The 18,634-nt window shown below is 64.1% G+C and carries 21 protein-coding genes; 7 read left to right on the forward strand and 14 right to left on the reverse strand.

What is annotated here, in order from left to right; all coding sequences use genetic code 11:
• Nucleotides 1-58 precede the first annotated feature (58 nt).
• Both FRF71_RS02590 and FRF71_RS02595 read right to left on the reverse strand, forming a co-directional pair.
• Nucleotides 59-379, reverse strand: a complete 321-nt coding sequence (locus FRF71_RS02590) for a PepSY domain-containing protein (RefSeq protein WP_147089093.1) — start codon at nucleotides 377-379, stop codon at nucleotides 59-61.
• A 4-nt stretch (nucleotides 380-383) separates the two neighbouring features.
• Nucleotides 384-980 carry a ferric reductase-like transmembrane domain-containing protein gene (locus FRF71_RS02595; protein ID WP_147089094.1) on the reverse strand — a complete coding sequence of 199 codons (597 nt, stop codon included), beginning with the start codon at nucleotides 978-980 and terminating at the stop codon, nucleotides 384-386.
• Between the two features lie 87 nt (nucleotides 981-1,067).
• Here FRF71_RS02595 and FRF71_RS02600 point away from each other — a divergent pair, with 87 nt between their 5' ends.
• Nucleotides 1,068-1,751, forward strand: a complete 684-nt coding sequence (locus FRF71_RS02600) for an extensin family protein (RefSeq protein WP_238339380.1) — start codon at nucleotides 1,068-1,070, stop codon at nucleotides 1,749-1,751.
• A 209-nt stretch (nucleotides 1,752-1,960) separates the two neighbouring features.
• Here the strand turns inward: FRF71_RS02600 and FRF71_RS02605 are convergent, their stop codons facing one another.
• From FRF71_RS02605 to FRF71_RS02635, 7 genes are all read right to left on the reverse strand, one after another.
• Nucleotides 1,961-2,575, reverse strand: a complete 615-nt coding sequence (locus tag FRF71_RS02605) for a LuxR C-terminal-related transcriptional regulator (RefSeq protein ID WP_238339382.1) — start codon at nucleotides 2,573-2,575, stop codon at nucleotides 1,961-1,963.
• A gap of 92 nt (nucleotides 2,576-2,667) precedes the next feature.
• On the reverse strand, nucleotides 2,668-3,402 hold the full coding sequence (locus FRF71_RS02610; protein WP_147089095.1) for a proteasome-type protease: 735 nt from the start codon (nucleotides 3,400-3,402) through the stop codon (nucleotides 2,668-2,670).
• A gap of 39 nt (nucleotides 3,403-3,441) precedes the next feature.
• Nucleotides 3,442-4,257, reverse strand: a complete 816-nt coding sequence (locus tag FRF71_RS02615) for a transglutaminase family protein (protein ID WP_147089096.1) — start codon at nucleotides 4,255-4,257, stop codon at nucleotides 3,442-3,444.
• Nucleotides 4,257-5,204 (reverse strand): alpha-E domain-containing protein, encoded by a 948-nt coding sequence (locus FRF71_RS02620; RefSeq protein ID WP_147089097.1) that lies wholly within the window; start codon nucleotides 5,202-5,204, stop codon nucleotides 4,257-4,259. The genes FRF71_RS02615 and FRF71_RS02620 overlap by 1 nt, the downstream gene beginning before the upstream one ends.
• Nucleotides 5,205-5,209: 5 nt before the next feature.
• Nucleotides 5,210-6,637, reverse strand: coding sequence for a circularly permuted type 2 ATP-grasp protein (locus FRF71_RS02625; protein WP_147089098.1), 1,428 nt, complete (start codon nucleotides 6,635-6,637; stop codon nucleotides 5,210-5,212).
• A gap of 519 nt (nucleotides 6,638-7,156) precedes the next feature.
• Complete coding sequence (locus FRF71_RS02630) at nucleotides 7,157-7,942, reverse strand: dimethylarginine dimethylaminohydrolase family protein (protein WP_147089099.1); 786 nt, start codon at nucleotides 7,940-7,942, stop codon at nucleotides 7,157-7,159.
• Entirely contained in the window at nucleotides 7,939-8,466 is a 528-nt protein-coding gene (locus FRF71_RS02635) for a DUF3617 domain-containing protein (RefSeq protein ID WP_147089100.1), read from the reverse strand. Before FRF71_RS02635 ends, FRF71_RS02630 begins: the two co-directional genes overlap by 4 nt.
• 198 nt (nucleotides 8,467-8,664) lie before the next feature.
• Here FRF71_RS02635 and FRF71_RS02640 point away from each other — a divergent pair, with 198 nt between their 5' ends.
• Both FRF71_RS02640 and FRF71_RS02645 read left to right on the forward strand, forming a co-directional pair.
• A complete protein-coding gene (locus FRF71_RS02640; protein WP_147089101.1) occupies nucleotides 8,665-9,858 on the forward strand; it encodes an acyl-CoA dehydrogenase family protein in 1,194 nt (397 codons plus the stop codon).
• A gap of 116 nt (nucleotides 9,859-9,974) precedes the next feature.
• Complete coding sequence (locus FRF71_RS02645) at nucleotides 9,975-11,105, forward strand: acyl-CoA dehydrogenase family protein (RefSeq protein ID WP_147089102.1); 1,131 nt, start codon at nucleotides 9,975-9,977, stop codon at nucleotides 11,103-11,105.
• Between the two features lie 16 nt (nucleotides 11,106-11,121).
• Here FRF71_RS02645 and FRF71_RS02650 read toward each other — a convergent pair whose 3' ends face one another.
• From FRF71_RS02650 to FRF71_RS02660, 3 genes are all read right to left on the reverse strand, one after another.
• On the reverse strand, nucleotides 11,122-13,251 hold the full coding sequence (locus tag FRF71_RS02650; protein WP_147089103.1) for a TonB-dependent receptor: 2,130 nt from the start codon (nucleotides 13,249-13,251) through the stop codon (nucleotides 11,122-11,124).
• Nucleotides 13,252-13,496: 245 nt separating this feature from the next.
• On the reverse strand, nucleotides 13,497-13,943 hold the full coding sequence (locus tag FRF71_RS02655) for a hypothetical protein (RefSeq protein ID WP_147089104.1): 447 nt from the start codon (nucleotides 13,941-13,943) through the stop codon (nucleotides 13,497-13,499).
• Entirely contained in the window at nucleotides 13,940-14,716 is a 777-nt protein-coding gene (locus FRF71_RS02660) for an SDR family NAD(P)-dependent oxidoreductase (RefSeq protein WP_147089105.1), read from the reverse strand. Before FRF71_RS02660 ends, FRF71_RS02655 begins: the two co-directional genes overlap by 4 nt.
• Before the next feature lie 216 nt (nucleotides 14,717-14,932).
• Here FRF71_RS02660 and FRF71_RS02665 point away from each other — a divergent pair, with 216 nt between their 5' ends.
• Entirely contained in the window at nucleotides 14,933-16,009 is a 1,077-nt protein-coding gene (locus FRF71_RS02665) for an endonuclease/exonuclease/phosphatase family protein (protein ID WP_147089106.1), read from the forward strand.
• A gap of 144 nt (nucleotides 16,010-16,153) precedes the next feature.
• Here FRF71_RS02665 and grrM read toward each other — a convergent pair whose 3' ends face one another.
• Both grrM and FRF71_RS02675 read right to left on the reverse strand, forming a co-directional pair.
• Nucleotides 16,154-17,278, reverse strand: coding sequence for a cyclophane-forming radical SAM/SPASM peptide maturase GrrM/OscB (gene grrM / locus FRF71_RS02670; RefSeq protein WP_161597868.1), 1,125 nt, complete (start codon nucleotides 17,276-17,278; stop codon nucleotides 16,154-16,156).
• 15 nt (nucleotides 17,279-17,293) lie between these two features.
• Nucleotides 17,294-17,503 (reverse strand): hypothetical protein, encoded by a 210-nt coding sequence (locus FRF71_RS02675; protein ID WP_147089108.1) that lies wholly within the window; start codon nucleotides 17,501-17,503, stop codon nucleotides 17,294-17,296.
• A 395-nt stretch (nucleotides 17,504-17,898) separates the two neighbouring features.
• Between FRF71_RS02675 and FRF71_RS02680 the strand changes: the two genes are divergently transcribed.
• From FRF71_RS02680 to FRF71_RS02685, 3 genes are all read left to right on the forward strand, one after another.
• Nucleotides 17,899-18,105, forward strand: a complete 207-nt coding sequence (locus FRF71_RS02680) for a cold-shock protein (protein WP_147089109.1) — start codon at nucleotides 17,899-17,901, stop codon at nucleotides 18,103-18,105.
• A 137-nt stretch (nucleotides 18,106-18,242) separates the two neighbouring features.
• Nucleotides 18,243-18,419, forward strand: a complete 177-nt coding sequence (locus FRF71_RS15395) for a hypothetical protein (protein WP_161597869.1) — start codon at nucleotides 18,243-18,245, stop codon at nucleotides 18,417-18,419.
• The gene (locus FRF71_RS02685) at nucleotides 18,416-18,613 is read left to right on the forward strand and encodes a hypothetical protein (protein ID WP_147089110.1); all 198 of its coding nucleotides are present in this window, start codon (nucleotides 18,416-18,418) and stop codon (nucleotides 18,611-18,613) included. The genes FRF71_RS15395 and FRF71_RS02685 overlap by 4 nt, the downstream gene beginning before the upstream one ends.
• Nucleotides 18,614-18,634: the final 21 nt, after the last annotated feature.

Here is an 18,634-nt window from a genome sequence, read left to right on the forward strand (position 1 = left end):
GGCCCCGGGCTTGTCAATGACGCATCGTCAAATGTGCCTTTGGGCCAGGTCGCTGCAATCAGTAGCCGGACTTGCGGAACAGCACCTTGCCGCGCTGGGCGACGTAGAGCTTTTCGAAGCTGACCGGATGGAAATAGGCTTCCACCTTCTCGCCGGTCGGGAGCACGCCGTAAACTTCGTAGCAGCCGCCATCGACCTTGGCCTTGGTCACCTTCCAGCCGTCCTTGGTCAGCTGGGCCTTGAGCGCTTCGACATTCTTCCAGCCAGACTGCGGGCCGGCCTGGCACTTGACTTTGCCGGTCGCTTCGGCCGGGGTGGCGGTGGAAAGCGCGGCCGCCGAAACGAGGCCAAACGCGGCAGCGAGGATCAGGGAACGCATGGGCTTATACTCCTGCTTGGGGGGATGGTTGGGACTTGGTGAACTTGCGCAGCGCCAGCATGAACCAGAGCAGCGCAAGCGGGGCGAAGTGGATCAGCGCGCCGGTGGCGCCATCATGGACCCACCACCAGTGCAACAGCGTGAGGATAGCGGCGGGATAGGCCAGTTGCTGGACCCGCTTCCAGGCCGTGCGCAGCAGCTTCATCGAAGTCTGGTTGCTGGTGAGCGCCATCGGCAGCATCAGCGCAAGGGCCAACCAGCCGGTCCAGATCGAGGCTATCGGTAGTTCGCCCAGGATCGCCTCAAGGCTGCCCATATCGATCGCGTAGAACACCAGGTGCGCGATCGCATAGGCAAAGGCACCTACGCCCAGCGCGCGGCGCCGGGCGAGTAGCCACAGCAGCCAGCGTTTCGGACCAAGCAGACCGGCCAGCGGCCCGATCAGCATGGCGGCGACCATCAGCCGCGCGCTCATCTCGCCGGTCGGATGGATCATGTCCATCGTCTCGATTGCGCCGGTCAGCCACCCGTGGAGGATGGCAATGCCCGGCACAGCCAGCAGCAGCCAGAACAGCTTCACGCTATTGATAATCGTTCGCATTAATTGCCGGATAGCTTGCGAAGCGATGGCTGGCAACCCCTACCGGTCCTTGTCGCAGCGCTTGCCGCAGGTAACCAGTTGTTAACCATGTCGCCGGATATTGTGACCATGCGCAATACGCTTGCCTTGCTGCCCGCGTTGGCCCTGCTGAGTGCCTGCATCGACATCCCGCAGGCACCCAAGCATGATGCCGTCCGCCGCCCAGTTAGCGCAACTTTCACGCCGCGACCGGAAGTGCGGCAGTGCATGGCCGACCTCAGTTTGACCCGCGCCAGCTTTACCCCGCTGCCGGATCAGTACTTCGGCGCCGGATGCTCGACCATCGGCACTGTCCGCCTGACCAGCCTGCGCAGCGACGATGCCCATTTGCAGCTGGTCAATCTTGGCCCGGTAGCCTGCCCGCTGGCTGATACCTTGGCTGGTTGGGCGCGCTTTGGCGTTGATCGCGCCGCGCGGCAGATCTTGGGCAGCCCGCTGGTCAAGATCGAGACGATGGGCAGCTATGCCTGCCGCAATGTGGCTGGCAGCGATCGCCGCAGCGCGCACGCTACAGCCAGCGCAATCGACGTTTCGGCCTTCATCCTCGCTGATGGTCGGCGAATTTCGGTGCTGGAAGACTGGTATGCCGGATCGCGCGAGGAGAAGCAGTTCCTGGCAATTGTACACCAGAGCGCCTGCAAGCGCTTCGGCACGGTCCTTGGACCCGCATATAATGCCGCGCACCGTGACCACTTCCACGTGGAGTTATCGGGTTCCGGCTTCTGTCGTTGAGATTGGAGGGAAGCAGGCCCGGCACCTTATCGGGCGCGACCCGTTGCCGGACCTGCTTCCTCGCTTGCTACCGGGCCCTTGGGAGGGGGTGGTTGGGTAGGCCGCAGCAGCAAGGCGGAGACCGCTGTGTGTCTCGCTCATCTTTCTGCACCTGGACGGCCCAAGTCACCATACGGACTTAAGGTTGTGGTCTTTGGGACAGGATCGGATCAGAGGCCCGCTTCAACAGCCAGGCGCACCGCATCAGCCGAAGTCCCGACGCCCAGTCGCTGTAGCAGCAGCGCTCGGTGCATCTTCACCGTCTTTTCCGACAGGTCGAGTGCGTAGGCGATTTGCTTGTTGAGCTGGCCGCTGGCCATAAGCTCCAAGATCTCGCGCTGGCGCGGGGTCAGCCCGGCAATCCGCTGCTGCGCCGCCTCGCGCCGCTCGGCCATGCCGGTATCGATCTTAGGCTCGGGGATTTCGACCTGCGATCCCAGGAAGAAGCTGACTGCCCCGTGCTCGTCAAACATCGGCGCGACCATCACCGCGTTGCGGAACGGGGTGCCATCCTTCTTGTAATTGACCACTTCGAACAGCACGCCGCGCTTTTCGCGCACCGACTGGCCAATTTTTTCGGCGATTTCCGGATGAGGATCGGCGCGCGAGAGGAAACGGCAATTCTGGCCGACAATGTCCTCGATCGTGTAACCAGTCAGGTCCGTGAAGGCCTGATTGCAGGCGACGACCGGATTGTCATGCAGGCGCGGATTGGTGACGCACATCGCCATCGCGCTGAGTTCGATCAGCGCAGGTAACGGGGCCTCCATTTCACCGAATCGCATTTGTAGCCCCAGAACTTCCAACTTCCGAGACCCAGTATGGTCTGATTGCTGTATTGACGCAAGAATAGTAGCCTCCCGCGCAATCAACCCTGTTAAAAGCTGTAATCAGGTAGTGCGTGAAAGGCATTTTTCAATGCCTCGCTCCAGCCGGCCGAAACCGCTCGGTAATAGGGATCGTCGGCCGTGATGCGGCGCTGGTGCGCGGGTTCGAACCGGTCCTGCTCAATCACGAGCAAGTCAAGCGGCAGCCCGACCGAAAGGTTGGCCTTAATCGTGGAATCGAAGCTGACCATCAGCAGCTTGACCGCATCTTCGAAGCTCATGTCGCGATCATAGCCGCGGATGATGATCGGGCGGCCGTACTTGGTCTCGCCGATCTGGAAGAAGGGCGTATCGAAGCTGGCCTCGATGAAGTTGCCCTCAGGATAGATCAGGAACAGCCGCGGCTGTCCGCCCTTGATTTGCCCGGCAACGATGATCGACGCCGTGAAGGTACCGGATGCCTCCTCGCCGTTCTGTTCGGAGCTGGCTGCGATCGTGTCGCGCAGCAGCTTGCCAACCAGGCTCGCGGCCTGGAACATCGTATCGACTTCCAGCAGCGAGTTGTGCCGCTCGGCATGGGCCTTGTTGCGTTCCTCGATCTGGCTGATCACGCCCTGCGTGGTGGCAAGGTTGCCGGCGGTCATGATCGCGATGATCCGCTCGCCGGGAACCGACCAGCAGTGCATCTTGCGGAACTGCGAGATGTTGTCGACGCCCGAATTGGTGCGGGTGTCGCTCATCAGCACCAAGCCCTTGTCGAGCAGCATTCCGACGCAGTAGGTCAAGCGGCGATCCCCTTTGGCCGGTCCAGCGAAGACCTTCGCCTACTGTTCCTGATGCTGTTGTTCAACTGCCAGTGAGACTGCCAGCCGAGTTTCCCCACCGCCCCATGACAGGCCGGTTACCGGTGCTGCCTCGGCATAGTCTCTGCCAGTTGCAACCCGGACATAGCGTTCGTCCGGGCTGATCCCGTTGGCGACATCGAAGCCGACCCAGCCCAACCCCTCAACGTGCGCCTCGACCCAGGCATGGCTGGCCTCTTGTTCGATCCGATCATCCATCATCAGGTAGCCAGATACATAGCGTGCCGGCAGGCCGAGCGCGCGGACCGCGCCGATGAAGACATGGGCGTGATCCTGGCACACGCCGGCGCCCAGTGTCGCCGCTTCTTCCGCCGTGGTCTGGACCGAGGTCTCGCCCGGCAGGTAATCGACCGCCTCGCGCACCAGGGCGGAGAGGCGGTGCAGCATCGGGACCGCCTCGTCTCGCGGCACGTCGAGCCCGCTCATGATTGCGCGCACCTTGGGCCCGGGCCGGGTCAACGGCGTCTGAGCGAGGAATGCCCAGAGCGGCATATACCCGGAATGCTGGCCGATCACGCCGTGATTGTCCGCCGTCGCCACGACACCCTCACAGCGAACGATGACTTCGCTCGCCCCCGGCACAACTGAGACGAGCACAACGTGGTTATGGTTGTGATCCTCGAACCGCACTTCCTCAACCGCGCCTTCATAGCTCATCTGCCACGCAAGCACCTTCTGGCCCTGCGTGGTTTTGGGCGAAAGGCGCAGCCGCTGCAGCCCGTGCGCGACCGGCTGGCCGAACTGGTAGTGCGTGGTGTGGGCGATCCTGAGGCGCATCAGGCGTAAAACCGGTAGTCGCGCTCGATCGCCTGGGCGACCTGCTGGTTGCAGGCGATGAACTCGGTAATGAACTCGTGCAGCCCGTGCTCAACGATGCTTTCGATCGTCGCGTCGTGGAACTGGGTGCCCAGCCCGCGCAGCAGTTCGTGCGCGCCGGTCTCGTGGCCGTACTCATGCGCCAGCCCGCGCAGGTTCGAGCGGAGCTTGTCGATGCAGAAGTGCAAGCTGCGCGGGAAGCGCTGGTCAAGGATCAGGAACTGCGCAATCCCGCGCGGGTCCATCGCCCCGGCATTGAGCCAGCGATAGGCCCGGTCCCCGGCGACCGAGCGCAGCACCGATTCCCACTGCACATTGTCGAGGCTCGACCCGACCCAGGCGATCGAGGGCAGCAGGACATAGTACTTCACGTCAAGGATCCGGGCGGTGTTGTCGGCCCGTTCGATGAAGGTGCCCATCCGCGTGAAGTTGTGGATCTCGTTGCGCAGCATGGTGCCGTCCATCGCCCCGCGCACCAGCGTCATCTGCCGGCGCACCGCGGCGAGGACCTGGCCAAGCACGGCCTCCTTCACCGGCCGGGCCAGCCATTCGGAGAGCAGCATCCAGCTCTCGTTAACGGCCTCCCATACCTCGCGGGTGAGCGCCGTGCGGACCGAGCGGGCGTTGGTCCGTGCCCCCTCCAGCATGGCCAGGACCGAACCCGGATTGGCCTTGTCGCGCAGCAGGAAGTTCCACACCTTGTCGCCGGTATAGGCCTGGCCATGGACCGCCTCGAACCCTGCGGTCTGGCCCACCGTGAGGATCACCGAGCGCCATTCCGCCTCAGCCGTCAGCACGTCGCGGGTCAGCGCCATCCTGAAACCGGCGTCGAGCAGGCGCGCGGTGTTCTCCGCCCGCTCGAGATAGCGGGCCATCCAGAACACCCCGTTGGCGGTCCTGCCCAGCATCGCGCCTAGTCCTCCAGCACCCAGGTGTCCTTGGTGCCCCCGCCTTGCGACGAATTGACCACCAGCGACCCCTTCTTGAGCGCCACGCGCGTCAGCCCGCCCGGGGTGATCTCGATCCCCTTGGGGCTGACCAGCACGAAGGGCCGCAGATCGACGTGGCGCGGGGCCAGGCCGGCGCGGGTGAAGATCGGCACGGTCGACAGCGCCAGGGTGGGCTGCGCGATGTAGCTTTCGGGCTTGGCGCGCAGCTTGAGGGCGAAGGCCTCGATCTCCTTCCTGGAACTGGTCGGCCCGATCAGCATGCCATAGCCGCCTGAACCGTGGACTTCCTTGACCACCAACTCGGCCAGATTGTCGAGCACATAGGCCAGGCTGTCCTTCTCCGAACAGCGCCAGGTCGGCACATTCTGCAGCAGTGGCTTCTCGCCGGTGTAGAACTCGACGATCTCGGGCATGAACGAATAGATCGCCTTGTCGTCGGCAATTCCCGTGCCCGGCGCATTGGCGATGGTGATGCCGCCCGCGCGGTAGATATCCATGATGCCGGGCACGCCCAACGCCGAGTTGGGATTGAAGGTCAGCGGATCGAGGTACTCGTCATCAACCCGGCGGTAGAGCACGTCGATCGGCTCGTACCCCCGCGTCGTGCGCATTGCCACCCGGCCATCGACTACCCGCAGGTCACTGCCTTCGACCAGTTCGGCACCCATCTGGTCGGCCAGGAAGGCGTGCTCGAAATAGGCCGAGTTGTAGATGCCCGGCGTCAGCACCGCGACGGTCGGCCGGTCTCCCGCCGCGGCCGGAGCGCAGGCGGCCAGGCTGCGCGCCAGGCGCCGCGGATAGTCCTGGACCGGGGCCACTTTCACGCGGGTGAACAGCTCCGGGAACATCGCCATCATCGTTTCGCGGTTCTCGAGCATGTAGGACACGCCCGAAGGAGTGCGGGCATTGTCCTCCAGCACCATGAACTCGTCCGGGCCGGTGCGAACCAGGTCAACCCCGACGATATGGGTATAGACCCCACCCGGCGGCACGAAGCCGACCATCTGCGGCAGGAAAGCGGCATTCTCGGCAATCAGCCGCTGCGGCAGCCGCCCGGCGCGGACGATTTCCTGGCGGTGATAGATGTCATGCAGGAAGGCATTGAGCGCGCGGACCCGCTGCTCGATCCCGCGGCTCAGTTTGCGCCACTCGTTGGGGGTAACGATCCGCGGCACCATGTCGAACGGGATCAGCCGCTCTTCCCCGGCATCGTCGCCATAGACGTTGAAGGTGATGCCGGTGCGGCGGAAGAAGTTCTCCGCCTCGCCATTCTTGCGGCGCAGCAGGGCCGGGTCCTGAGCATCGAACCATTCGCGGTAATCGCCATAGGCCGCGCGCACGCCCCCGGCCTGAGTGAGCATTTCATCAAACGCTGCGGTGGTTTGCCCCATGGAACGCAATGACTGCCCGATGCACGGATGGAGTCAAGCACTTATGCTGCGAGTGCGAAACAGACAGGGCCAACCCCCGCTAAGTCGCCCCGGATCCAGTAAAGGGTGACGATGGAAGGCAGCGTTACGCTCAAGTTGACACAGTTGACACTGAGTCCGCTTCTTCCAACAGGCCCGAACTGGCCGAATTGCTGCGCTTTCCGGCATTTCCGAGGCGAATGCGGAGGTTGGAAAACAAAAAAACGGCAGCCCGGCGCAGCGGGCTTTGGCGCTGGTCGGCGGCGGTGAGGATCAACGATTGGAAAGAGCCGCCGCGCTTGTATCAGGCGGCGGCGGTGTAGGAAAATGGGCGGAGGGCAGAGACCAGCCCGATCCCATTCCCATTGTCGTCACCCCGGACTTGATCCGGGGCTGGGCTTTCTTCTTGCGGCCTTGCGCCAGGCCAACAGGACAAGCGGGACCCCGCATCAAGTGCGGGGTGACGGGGACTTTGGAAGGTTGGAAAGGTTTGGACGGCCGCTACCCCCCGAACCACCGCAACGACATACAGGTAAACCCGGCGTCGATCTTCTCGATCTCGCTGTTCTCCAGGGTAACGACCTTGGCCCCATGCCCGTCCAGCAGGTCCAGGATGCGCGGGAAGCGGCTGCCCGCCAGGATCGTGTCGTTGACGCGCAGCACGTTGGCGCCGGCTTCCTCGCCCGCCGGGATCTCCAGCACGCGGTAGCCGGCATAGACGCCGCTGGCGGCGAGTTCGCGGGTGGCGAGGATCGTTTCTTCGTCCACGATTGAGCTGGCGGTTTTAAGGTGGAGCACGGAGGGCGGCGTTTCCGCCACCACGGCCTTGCGTCCGGTCCCTTCCAGCAGCCGGGCCAGCGCCTCGGCCCCCTGGCGATCGGTGCGGGCGGAGAGGCCGATATAGACCGCGCCGTCCATCGCCAGCACATCGCCGCCGTCGGCGTGGCCTTCGGGGAGGTCGAGCACGGTATCGAACATCGCCGCCAGCGCCGGACGCAGGTAGGCACCCTCACCCGCGCGGCTTTCCGTGCCGGGGTTGAGCAGCACCGCGCAGTCGGGGAAGACCAGTGCGGGATCCTCGACAAAGATCGCATCGGGAAAGTCTTCCAGCGGATCAAGCAGAGTCACCGCCAGCCCGGCCGCCTCAAGCGCGGCGACATAGGCGGCGTGTTCAGCCAGCACGCCTTCCAGTGAGGGATCGGGGCCACCCCCGGCGCGCAGGCCCTTCACCACCGAAGCACCGGGGCGGCGGGAAATGGCGCGGTCGAAACGGAAGGGGTGGCTCAAGTACAGTCTCCAATGCGTTCGGAAATGATCTGGGCGTCCATGGTCATGCCGCCGCCCGGCGCGCCCGGCACCTGGCTTTGGGTCTTGAGGGTGATATCGGACCGGACCGAACTGAAGGTCCCCTTCATCTCGGTCCGCGCGGTCATGCCCTTGCCGGTCTGGCACACCATCACGGCGTCGATCGATCCGTCCGTGGCGCTGAACTTCTCATACTTGCAGTCACCCTCGGCGGTGCGTTTGTAGAATTCCTCCTGCCCCTTCTGCGCATCGGCCGGGGTCAGGCAGAACTCGCTGGTATGGCCGGTGCCGCCAAACATCGTCTTCGCCTTTTCGGCCATCGCGCCGCTCATCCCGGGAAAGGCGATGTTGCTGACCTTCATCGTCACGCGGTATTGCCCAGGCTCGGGCTGCGGTGCCTTCGCGGCAGCTTTGGCCGCAGCCTGGTCAGGCGCTTGCTGGGCAGGCTCCTGCCCGCAGGCCGCAAGTGGCAGGATGGTGGCAAGTGCCAGAGCGATTCGGCGCATAAGAAGGCCCTCCTGCCGCTGTTGCTAGCGATTGCGGCGGAACCTGCCAACTGCGCCTGCCCGCCCCAAGGCCAGCATGCCGTAACGACAGCGTCACGCCCGCCTAGGTCTTTGGTCCTGCCTTGCAACCGATCCTTGCTACGCGCGCAATTCCGGGCCATTTTGCGCCGCAACAGCATAACCAGAGGATCGAGGAACATGGACATCGATTTCAGCCCCGAGGACCTTGCCTTCCGCGACGAGGTTCGGACCTTCATTGCCGAGAACTATCCGGCCGAGCTGCGCGGCAAGCAGGATGAGGGCGACGAGCTCTCCAAGGAAGACTTCCTCTCCTGGCACCGCATCCTGCACAAGAAGGGCTGGGTCGCCCCCGCCTGGCCGGTGGAATACGGCGGCACTGGCTGGACCCCGACGCAGCGCTTCATCTTCTCCGAAGAAACCGCCCGCGCCGACTGCATCCGCCTGATGCCCTTCGGCCTGTCGATGGTCGGCCCGGTGATCTACACTTTCGGCACGCCCGAACAGAAGGCCAAGTTCCTGCCCCGCATCCTGTCGGGCGAGGACTGGTGGTGCCAGGGCTATTCGGAACCGGGCGCCGGCTCCGACCTCGCTTCGCTCCGCACCAAGGCGGAGCGCAACGGCGATCACTATGTCGTCAACGGCCAGAAGACCTGGACCACCATGGCCCAGCACGCCGACTGGGGCTTTTTCCTGGTCCGCACCAACCCCGACGTGAAGCAGCAGGAAGGCATCAGCTTCCTGCTGATCGACATGAAGACGCCGGGCATCGAAGTGCGCCCGATCATCACCCTGGGCGGCGAGCATGAAGTGAACGAGGTGTTCCTCGACAACGTGCGCGTGCCGATCGAAAACCGGGTCTATGAAGAGGACAAGGGCTGGACCTGCGCCAAGTTCCTCCTCGCCCACGAACGCACCGGCATTGCCGGCGTTGCCGGTTCCAAGCGCGGGATCGAGAAGATCAAGGCGATCGCCACGGCGGAGATGGATGGCGACAAGCCGCTGCTGTCCAACCCGTTCTTCCGGCGCAAGGTGGCCGAACTGGAAATGGACCTGACCGCCCTCGAATATACCGAGCTGCGCACCCTGGCGGGTGAAGCCGCCGGGAAGGGTCCGGGGCCGGAAAGCTCGGTCCTCAAGATCAAGGGTTCGGAGATCCAGCAGCGGATCACCGACCTCGCGCTTGAAGCGGCCGGCCACTATGGCGCGCCCTACTTCCGCGGTTTTGGCGAAGGCGATAACGAGCACCCGATCGGACCCGACTGGGCCCACCGCACCGCGCCAAGCTATTTCAACATGCGCAAGACCACCATCTACGGTGGTTCAAACGAAGTGCAGCGCGGCATCATCGCCAAGATGGTGCTGGGCCTCTGATAACGCAGTAAACTGGGGCTTGTCAGTTCCGCTTCGGCGGGGAGCCATGGCCGGCAGCACCGGCTGGCTCCCCGCTGCTCAGCGGAGCGGCAGGCGAGGGACGAGGAATTTATCCAATGGATCTGAGCTACAACGAAACCCAGGGCATGCTGCGCGAAACCCTCGCGCGGTTCCTGGCCGACACCTATGATTTTGAAAGCCGCAAGAAGATGCTGGCCAGCCCCGAAGGGCGTGATCCGGGCATCTGGAAGGCAATTGCCACCGAGCTCGGCCTGACCTGCGCGCCCTTTGCCGAAGAGCATGGCGGCATGGGCGGCGGTGCCCTCGAAAACATGATCATGATGGAAGAATTCGGCAAGGTCATCGCGATCGAGCCGTGGCTGCAGACCGTGGTGATCGGCGGCGGCGCGCTGAAGCACGCCGGCGGCGCGCTGGCCGAAGCGACCATCCCCGCGATCATCAGCGGCGATTGCGTGATCGCCTTTGCCTATGCCGAGCCGCAGGGCCGCTACAACCTGGCCGATATCGGCACCACGGCCAAGGCCGATGGCGCGGGCTATGTCCTCAATGGTCACAAGGGCGTGGTCTATGCCGCCCCCTGGGCGACCCACCTGCTCGTCACCGCCCGCACCGGCGGCGGCCGCCGTGACCGCGCCGGCGTCGAGCTGTTCCTGATCGAAGCCAACCGCCCCGGCATCACCCGCCGCGACTATCCGACCGTCGATGGCTTCATGGCGTCGGAAGTCTACTTCGAAAACGTCGCCATTCCGGGCGAGGCGCTGCTGACTGGCGGGATCGAACTGATCGAACGCGTGGTCGATGAAGCGACCATGGCAGTTTGCGCCGAAGCCAGCGGCATTGCCCGCACCATGGTGAACCAGACGGTCGAATACACCAAGCAGCGCAAGCAATTTGGCCAGCCGATCGCCAAGTTCCAGGTCCTGCAGCACCGCATGAGCGACATGTTCGTCGAGGCCGAGCAAGTCTCGTCGATGGCGCTGATGGGCACGCTGAAGCTCGACGAAGCCGCCGAGGCCCGCAAGGCCGCGGTCTCAATGGCCAAGGCCAAGGTCGGCCGCAGCCTGAAGTTCGTCGGCCAGAACGCGATCCAGACCCATGGCGGCATTGGCATCACCATGGAACTGGCAATCGGCCACTACTTCAAGCGCGGAACGATGATTGAAGGCCAGTTCGGCAGCATCGATCATCACCTCGAGCGCTTCGAGACCCTCGCCTACCCGGCTTAGTTACTGGGCCTGACGATCAACCCGCGCCGAAGGTGCGGTTGACCGAGAGCGTCACCGCGGCGTGCGCGTCGCGGTGACGGAACTCGATTGCCGAGGCAAGCGCTTGGCGGCGGTCGGGGTCATAGAACGTCCGCTGCCGCTGGCCGGCCACGTCGAACACGTTCTCGAGATCCAACCGGATCGTGGTCTTCTTGTCCGGACGGTATTCGGCAAAGGCGATCCCGAAGGGTCCCGAGTTGAAGAACCGGTCGATCTCATCGATCCGGTAGACCGTGCTGGTCGCCTCGCGGAACACCTGCAGGCCATAGGACCATTGGCCGGCATCGCGGCGCAGTTCCGCGCTCCAGTTCCAGGCCGGGCGGAAGCCGCTCCATGGGCGCTCCTGCCCGGTCAGCGGATCGCGCACTGAATGCTCCTGCCAGCCGCCGGTCAGCTTGAGCCGGGTGCTCTTGAGGCCCAGCGTGTCGAGCGGGGCATCAAAGGTGCCCTGCACGAACTTGCGGGTGCCCGAACCGATATTGCCGGGTGCGTCAAAGCCCTCGGGCGTCAGGATCCGGTCCTGCAGGTCGCTGGCCCAGTCATAGCCGGCCTCCAGCCGGATCTGGCCCTTGCCCAGCACCGGCCGCTCGACTGTCAGCCGCGCTTCCCAGGTCCGCTGCGGCCGCAGGTTGGCATTGCCGCCGTTGACCCGATCATTCGCCAGTTCGGCCGCTGAGATGAAGTCATAGAAATTGAGCTGCGCCACTTGCCTCCGCATCGAAGCCTGGACGTGCCAGCCGCCCCCGGCCTTCCAGTCAAGCGTCATGCCCGGCTTGAAGAACTTCAGTGAGCGTTCCGCGCTGGTATCGCCGCTGACCGTCAGCTTGGAGACTTCGAAGGCCAGCGTCGTATCGAGCCGCAGCGAAGGCGTGAGCTGGCGGCCGAGGTTGACGTAGCTTTCGCTGCGCAGCTCATCCACCGTCGCCCGGTCAATCGGCAGGTCGATCTTGTTGCGCGCGCCATTGGGGCCAAGCAGGAACAGGTCGGTCGCGTTGTTGAGCTTGTTATAGGCCACCTCGCTCCCCAGCTCGAACGCGAAGCCCGCCACCTTGGGATGGGTCCAGGTCAGCCGGCCCAGCACTTCGTCATAGCGCGAGGTGGTATCCTGCTCGAACCCGCCGATCACCGCCTCGCCCTGCCGGGTGTAATAGGCATCGAAGTCATCGCGCTCGCGCCGGTTGGCCAGCGCCACGAACTTGAGCGCCCCGCCGCCCAGCGGCCGGGTCAGGTCGCCGCCAATCTCGAACCGCTTGGGGCTGTAGTCCTGGGTCAGCCGGTCGTCGCGCTCCGGGCCGTTCAGCGGGGTGACATGGTTGAACTGCGTCAGCTTGAAGCCGCCTGGGGCATAGCGCAGGTTGAGGTGCGCCGCCTTGTTGGTCCCGCCATCGTGCGCCCAGCTGGCCGCAAAGGCAGGGTTGCGCTCCCGGATCTCGTTGCGCTTGTCGCGCCGCTCCAAGAGCACGCCGTCACTCGCGCGGCTCAGCTCGTCAAAGCCGATCTCGCTCTGGATCCGGCGGCCACTTTCGGCCGAGAGGTTGAAGGTGGACTGGCCGCTGCGGATCACGACCGCGCCTTCCAGGTTGGGCGTAGCCCGCCCGCTGTGGATGCGGGTCACGCTGGCCTTGAGATTGCCGTCGATCCCGCCGGCCTTGGTGGTGACGACATTGAGCACCTGGCTGCGCCCCGCAAAGTCGGAACCATAGACATCGCCCGGCGCCACCTCGATCCGCAGCACCCGGCGGGCGGGAATGCGGGCAAGCTGGGCCGCCAGTTCATCGGATTTAGATGTGGCCCGCGCCCCATTGAACACCACGTTGCCCGCCGCGCCGCTGAAGCCGCGCACTTCGCGGTCCGCTTCCTCGATCGCGAAACCCGGCACCCGGCGCACCATGTCGAGGGCAGTGGTGGGCGAAAAGGCTATGAAGAAATCGGCCTGGTAGACCTTGGTCCGGCTCGCCCCTTCGCCTTCGGAGACGGCGGCGCTGGGCGGCGGCGTGTCGTTTGCCGGCCCATCCTGGGCCATGACCGGCGCGGCACAGGCCAAGAGGCCAATCCACAAGGGCGGGGCAGCGCGGCGCAGCGCGGCAGCAGGGCTTTTCGGCAACATCAGTCATTCTCCCACCGCCAGTCCGTGCGAGCCCCCGCGCCACGACTGGCAGTCCATCCAACGCACCGCCCTCCCCACAGGGCGGCCTCCTGGACGGTGGCCTAGGCTCCGCGCGGGAGCCTGGGCCAATGAAGTTCGACCAAAGTCCTTCGTCTCCGACCAACCGCCGTTATAGATCGGCGAGCGGATTCTGCTTCAGGCATTGCCTTATCCGTTTCGGGCCCTCAGCTACCCGGCCTGCGGCCTCAATCGCTCCGCCGCAGCGCCAGCCACAGGAACAGCACCAGCAGCGGCAGGCTGACCAGATCGCCATAATGCGCCGGCGGGTGGTGCCCGCCCGGCGGCGTGTGCGCAATCCAGGCCGACCAGCTCAGCACCAGGCGCTCGCCCAGCGCAATCAGCAGGAACAGCGGCACCAGCGCGCGATAGCGCAGTCCCACCGCGATGCAGGCCAGGCCATGGGCGATCTGGGTGGCCCCGGCCCAGGCTGTCATCGCGCGGATCCGGGCAAAGTCACTGCTCAGGTCGACCCCGCCGATCGTGCCGATCCCGCCATCCGGCGCAAAGGCATGGATCAGCCCCGGCACCGCCATCAGCACCCCGTAGAGCACCAGGAACCACGCCGCCGCGCGCGATCCACCCGCGCCGCCGGGATCGGGCGGCAACAACCGCGCGATCACGCCTTGCCTCATGCGTTCCTTGCCATCAGCCCGCCATCGACCGGGATCGTCACCCCGGTGATATAGCTGGCGGCGGGCAGGCACAGGCTCAGCGTCATATGTGCCACTTCTTCCGGCTGGCCATAGCGGCGCAGCGCGGTACGGCGGTGGGCAAAGACTTCCTTGTCGGCTTCGCTGACCTTCTCGGTCATGCCGGTCACGATCGGGCCGGGACAGATCGCGTTGACGGTGATCCCTTCCTTGCCCAGCTCCACCGCCAGCGCGCGGGTCAGCCCCGTCACCCCGGCCTTGGCAGCGCAGTAGGGGCTGTCGCGACTGGTCGCCCCCAGCGCCTCGGTGCTGGCGATGTTGACGATGCGGGGGCTGGACGATTGCCGCAGGAATGGCAGCGCCGCCCGGATCAGCCGCTGGTGCGCGGTCAGGAGCACGGTAACGGCGCGGTCCCAGATCAGGTCATAGTGCTCCTCGTCATCGATCGGGCAGAAGCTGGAAATGCCGGCATTGTTGACCAGCACGTCCAGCCCGCCGAACGCCGCGGCCACTTCCGGCACCACGGCGCGGATCGCCACGTGATCGCTCACGTCCAGCACCCAGGCGCGCGCCTGGTGGCCCTTGGCGCGCAGGTCCGCCGCAATGTCCTCGATTGCGCTGCCCGCCAGGTCGGTCAGCGCCACAAGCGCCCCCTCGGCCGCAAAGACCTCTGCCGTCGCGCGCCCCATGCCGCTACCCGCACCCGTGACCAGCACGACTTTGCCAGCAACTGACCGGCTCAAACTTTCGCTCATCCTGTCCCTCCGTTTGGCCAGCGAGTGTGGGGCGAACATGCGCACAAGTCGAGAGGACGGCGAGCTTCGTCGCGGATGCGGCGCTCCATAGCGGACAGACCCAGTTCCGCACTTCGCCGCCGCAGGGCAGATCGGTTGTCGCGTGACCGTCATCACGGACGGATAGGATTGACTCGCCTAAGATTTTTCCCGTGATAGCCAACTTGGGAGCGAATCATGATCAGCCTTGCGACCTATAACGTCGAAAACCTGTTCGATCGTCCGGCGATCCTCAACCTCAAGGATCAGGCCGCGATCAACCAGCGGCTGGCGCAAGTGGCAGAGCTGCAGAACCTGATCGACAAGGATAGCTACTCCGCTGCCGACAAGGCCCGGATCAAGGCGCTGGACAACGAGCTGTCGCGCTTCATCGAAATCCAAGAAGACGTGGGCAAGCTGTTCACGGGTAGGGGTAATAACCGCCGGGTGACAGCCAGCGGTCGCGGAGACTGGATCGGCGGGATCCAGTTCCTGCGCGCCAATTTCAGCGACCAGCAGCGGCTCAACACCGCCGCGATGATAAAGCAGATCAACGCCGATATCCTCTGCCTGGTCGAGGTGGAGGGCAACCAGGCGCTCCGCTCGTTCAACGCCGAACTGCTCAACTATCGCTACAAGCAGCATCTATCGATCGATTCCCCCAACGATCCGCGCGGGATCGATCTGGGGCTCTACTTGCGCACGCCGACGCTAGGCCGGATCCAGACCAACGCCTTCGACAAAAAGGCCGGCAAGGGCATTTTCAGCCGCGATTGCCTTGAGATCGAATGCCAGCTGCCGTCCGGGGAATCGCTGTTCCTGTTGCTCAATCACTTCAAGAGCAAGATGAACAACTCGCCCGAATCCGATACCCGCCGCAAGGGGCAGGCCGCGCGGGTGGCCGAGATTGTCGCCCAGCGCTATGCTGGAACGATCGATTACTACGCAGTAGTTGGCGATTTCAACGACACGCCTGATAGCGGCCCAATCAGCCCTCTCGCCACCTCACCCCATATCCGGGATGTCTTCGACGTGGTGAACCAGCCCGCCAATGATCGCTGGACCTACTTCTATCGCGGCCAGTTCAACCAGATCGACTATGTGATGGTCTCCCCCGCCCTCGCCGCCAAGGTGCGCGGCGTCGAAGTGCTGCGCCAGGGTATGCCCGTGGCCGCCGACAAGCCCGAGCTGGGCATCACCCCCCTGCCCGGCATAACCGGCCATTCGACTGCAGCGTCGGATCACGGGGCGATCAGAGTCAAGCTCGACCTATGATGGCGGGACCTGCCAGGTCGGTCGGCGGTTCTGCCGTGCCGTCGCTCGCTCCAAGCCACTGCCCGCATCGGTAACCTGTAAGGCGGCGGCGACATTGGCTGTTCGGCGGCCTGATGGGGCGAAAGATTCGATCCGTCCGGTCAGTCAGGCCAGCTGCTGCGTTTCGAGCAGTCCGATTACGGCATCGAACATGATCTTGACCGATCTGCGGCAGGTGCCGGTCTCGGTTCCATAGAGATGCCCGTGCTCGGCAAACTTGTTTGAGAAGAACACACCCCCGCAAAGCTGGAAATAGGCGCATTCGCTGCGGCAGCGCTCGACAGAGCGCGATATGGCATCATCGATCCTGGCTGCGGCTTCCGATTTGAAGATATCGTTCAAGCTATCGTTCTTCAGGTTCCCAATCGTGAAGCCATTGAATGCCGGAGCATAGATTCCGGCGAACTCCGGACTGTACGGATAAACGTTCCCCAACCTGTCGACCGTGGAGATTTGACCCTTCTTGGCCTCTTCCGGCGTTCTTCGAAAATCTTTATTCTTCCTGATTTCCTGCAATATCTGCACAACGTTCCGATATTCCCGAACATCGATTTTTTCCTGATTTCGCAGATATAAAGCGAATGTTTCTTCGATGAATGCCCGGAACTGCGCATCGTACGTGTTCGACTGACCAAATGAGGTCGCGAAGTTCGCGTTCTCAATTTCCTCGATATTGAAGCCCAGCCGGTCGAAGCCGTTGTCGACGAAGAAATTGAACCAGAGTTCCGCGTTCCTGATCGTTTCAAGCGTCACAACCGAAAGGGCCGCAGGATTTCTGCCATGGCGGCGCAGCAAGTCGATGCCTCGCATGACCGATTGATGCGTGCCCCTGCCCGATCGAGCCCGACGGTTCAGATCATGCAGCGGCTGCGGCCCGTCAATGCTGACGCCGATCCCGATCTCAAACTCGTTGAAGATCTCACACCACTCGTCATCAATCAGAGTGCCGTTGGTTTGGAGCGACTGGTGGACCCGAACGCCGCGAGACGCCTCGAACGCGCGGATTGTAGCATTGGCCTGGCGATAGAAGGACTTCCCTGCAGTCAGCGGCTCGCCGGCGTGCCATTGCAACTCAAACTCGTCGCCAAGGGCGAGGTTGATGTTTTCAAGGATTAGCCGCAGGTCCGCGCCCGGAAGCCTGTCGTTCACCTCGCGGTTCGGGACATAACAATAGCGGCAATCCAGATTGCAGAACGAAGTTGGCTGTACGATTAGAAGGGGAATGGCCACTCTTCGCCGGATCCATCAAGGCGGCGATCGGCCAAAGCCATCGCTCCAGCCGCCATCCTTGTCACGCCACTTGTCATGCCAATCCGAAAAGTGGCCCAGGTCTTCCGCAATAGGTCGGCCGATTGAGATCCGGACCATCGCGTTCTCATCGATATCGCGAATCCGCCGCAGCATATCTTCGCGAAGGTCTTCGATCATCTTCGGGGTTAATTCGGGCTTGCTCATCACACGGCCTCCGAAACCTTGGCTGATGGGTAGAAGCTACGCTAAATATCTGCCTAAGCAAGATAAATTTTACATCGTCCCGTCGCTATCGCGGCAAGCCGCGCGCAGGCGACCAGTCATCCGCCTTAGCCCGCTCGATCCGGCCTGCCCTTCGCAGCCGCCCCACTCGCCTCACCCCGTTTCCGGTCAAGGCGCTGTTCCGCGCCGCTTTCCCGCACCCCCGCAACGGCCGATGCGCGTTGTGGATGGAGGCGATCCGGGCTATACCCGGCAAGCTACCTGTCGAAGGGTCCGGCATCCGGCGGCGCCACTTACTGGCCTGCCCCTTTCCAGCTTTTCCGCCGAATAGCGTCAGCGCGTCCATTCCGGCTGCGCGGGCCACAAGGAGAAGCGTCATGATGTTGACCGGCAAGATCGCCAATTACGATGCCATGCTGGGGGCCGGGTTCATTTTTCCCGATGCCGGGGGTGAGCGCCTGCCCTTTGCCCGGGCAGACCTGCACCGACCCGCCTATATCCCCCAGGAAGACGACCGGTTCAGCTATGAGCCCCGCAGCGACGGCGTCGGGGATTGCCGCGCCACGAACTTGCGCAAGGCCTGATCTTGTCCGGGTTCGGGCAGGCTAGTCGTGCCCTGTGAAGCAGATAGCGGGCGCGCGACCGCCGGCTGTTCTGCCCCGCAGGCGCGATCAGTCCCCTCAGCTCGGCTGCACTGCACTCTTGATCAAGGATACTGCCCATGGCCCTGCGCCAACGCCTGTTCGCCCGCCTTGCCGCCCTGTTCCCGGCGCGCCGCGCCGCCACCGACTCCGCCAGCCTCAATGCGCCGTCGCTCGCGCCGTCGCAGCGGATGGGCAGCTATGCCTCGCCATGGAATATCTTCCGCCTGCGCCCCCGCGAGAGGACACGATCATGACCGCCGCCCATCCCGATCACGCCGCCAGCCTGACTGACGACAACCGGGAAGCGGTGGTGATCCAGAGCGAGGCAGATGCGATCGTGTCCTACAGCGTCACGCATTACCGCGTCGGACCCTATTGCTATACCGACCTCAATCACGCCCGCGCTGAGTTGCGGCGCAGCCAGGCGGCGGCCCGAAAGCTCCGCTGAGCGCGAAGCCTGTTGCGGAAC

Origin of the sequence: Novosphingobium ginsenosidimutans (genome assembly GCF_007954425.1) — a bacterium.
Classification (GTDB): domain Bacteria; phylum Pseudomonadota; class Alphaproteobacteria; order Sphingomonadales; family Sphingomonadaceae; genus Novosphingobium; species Novosphingobium ginsenosidimutans.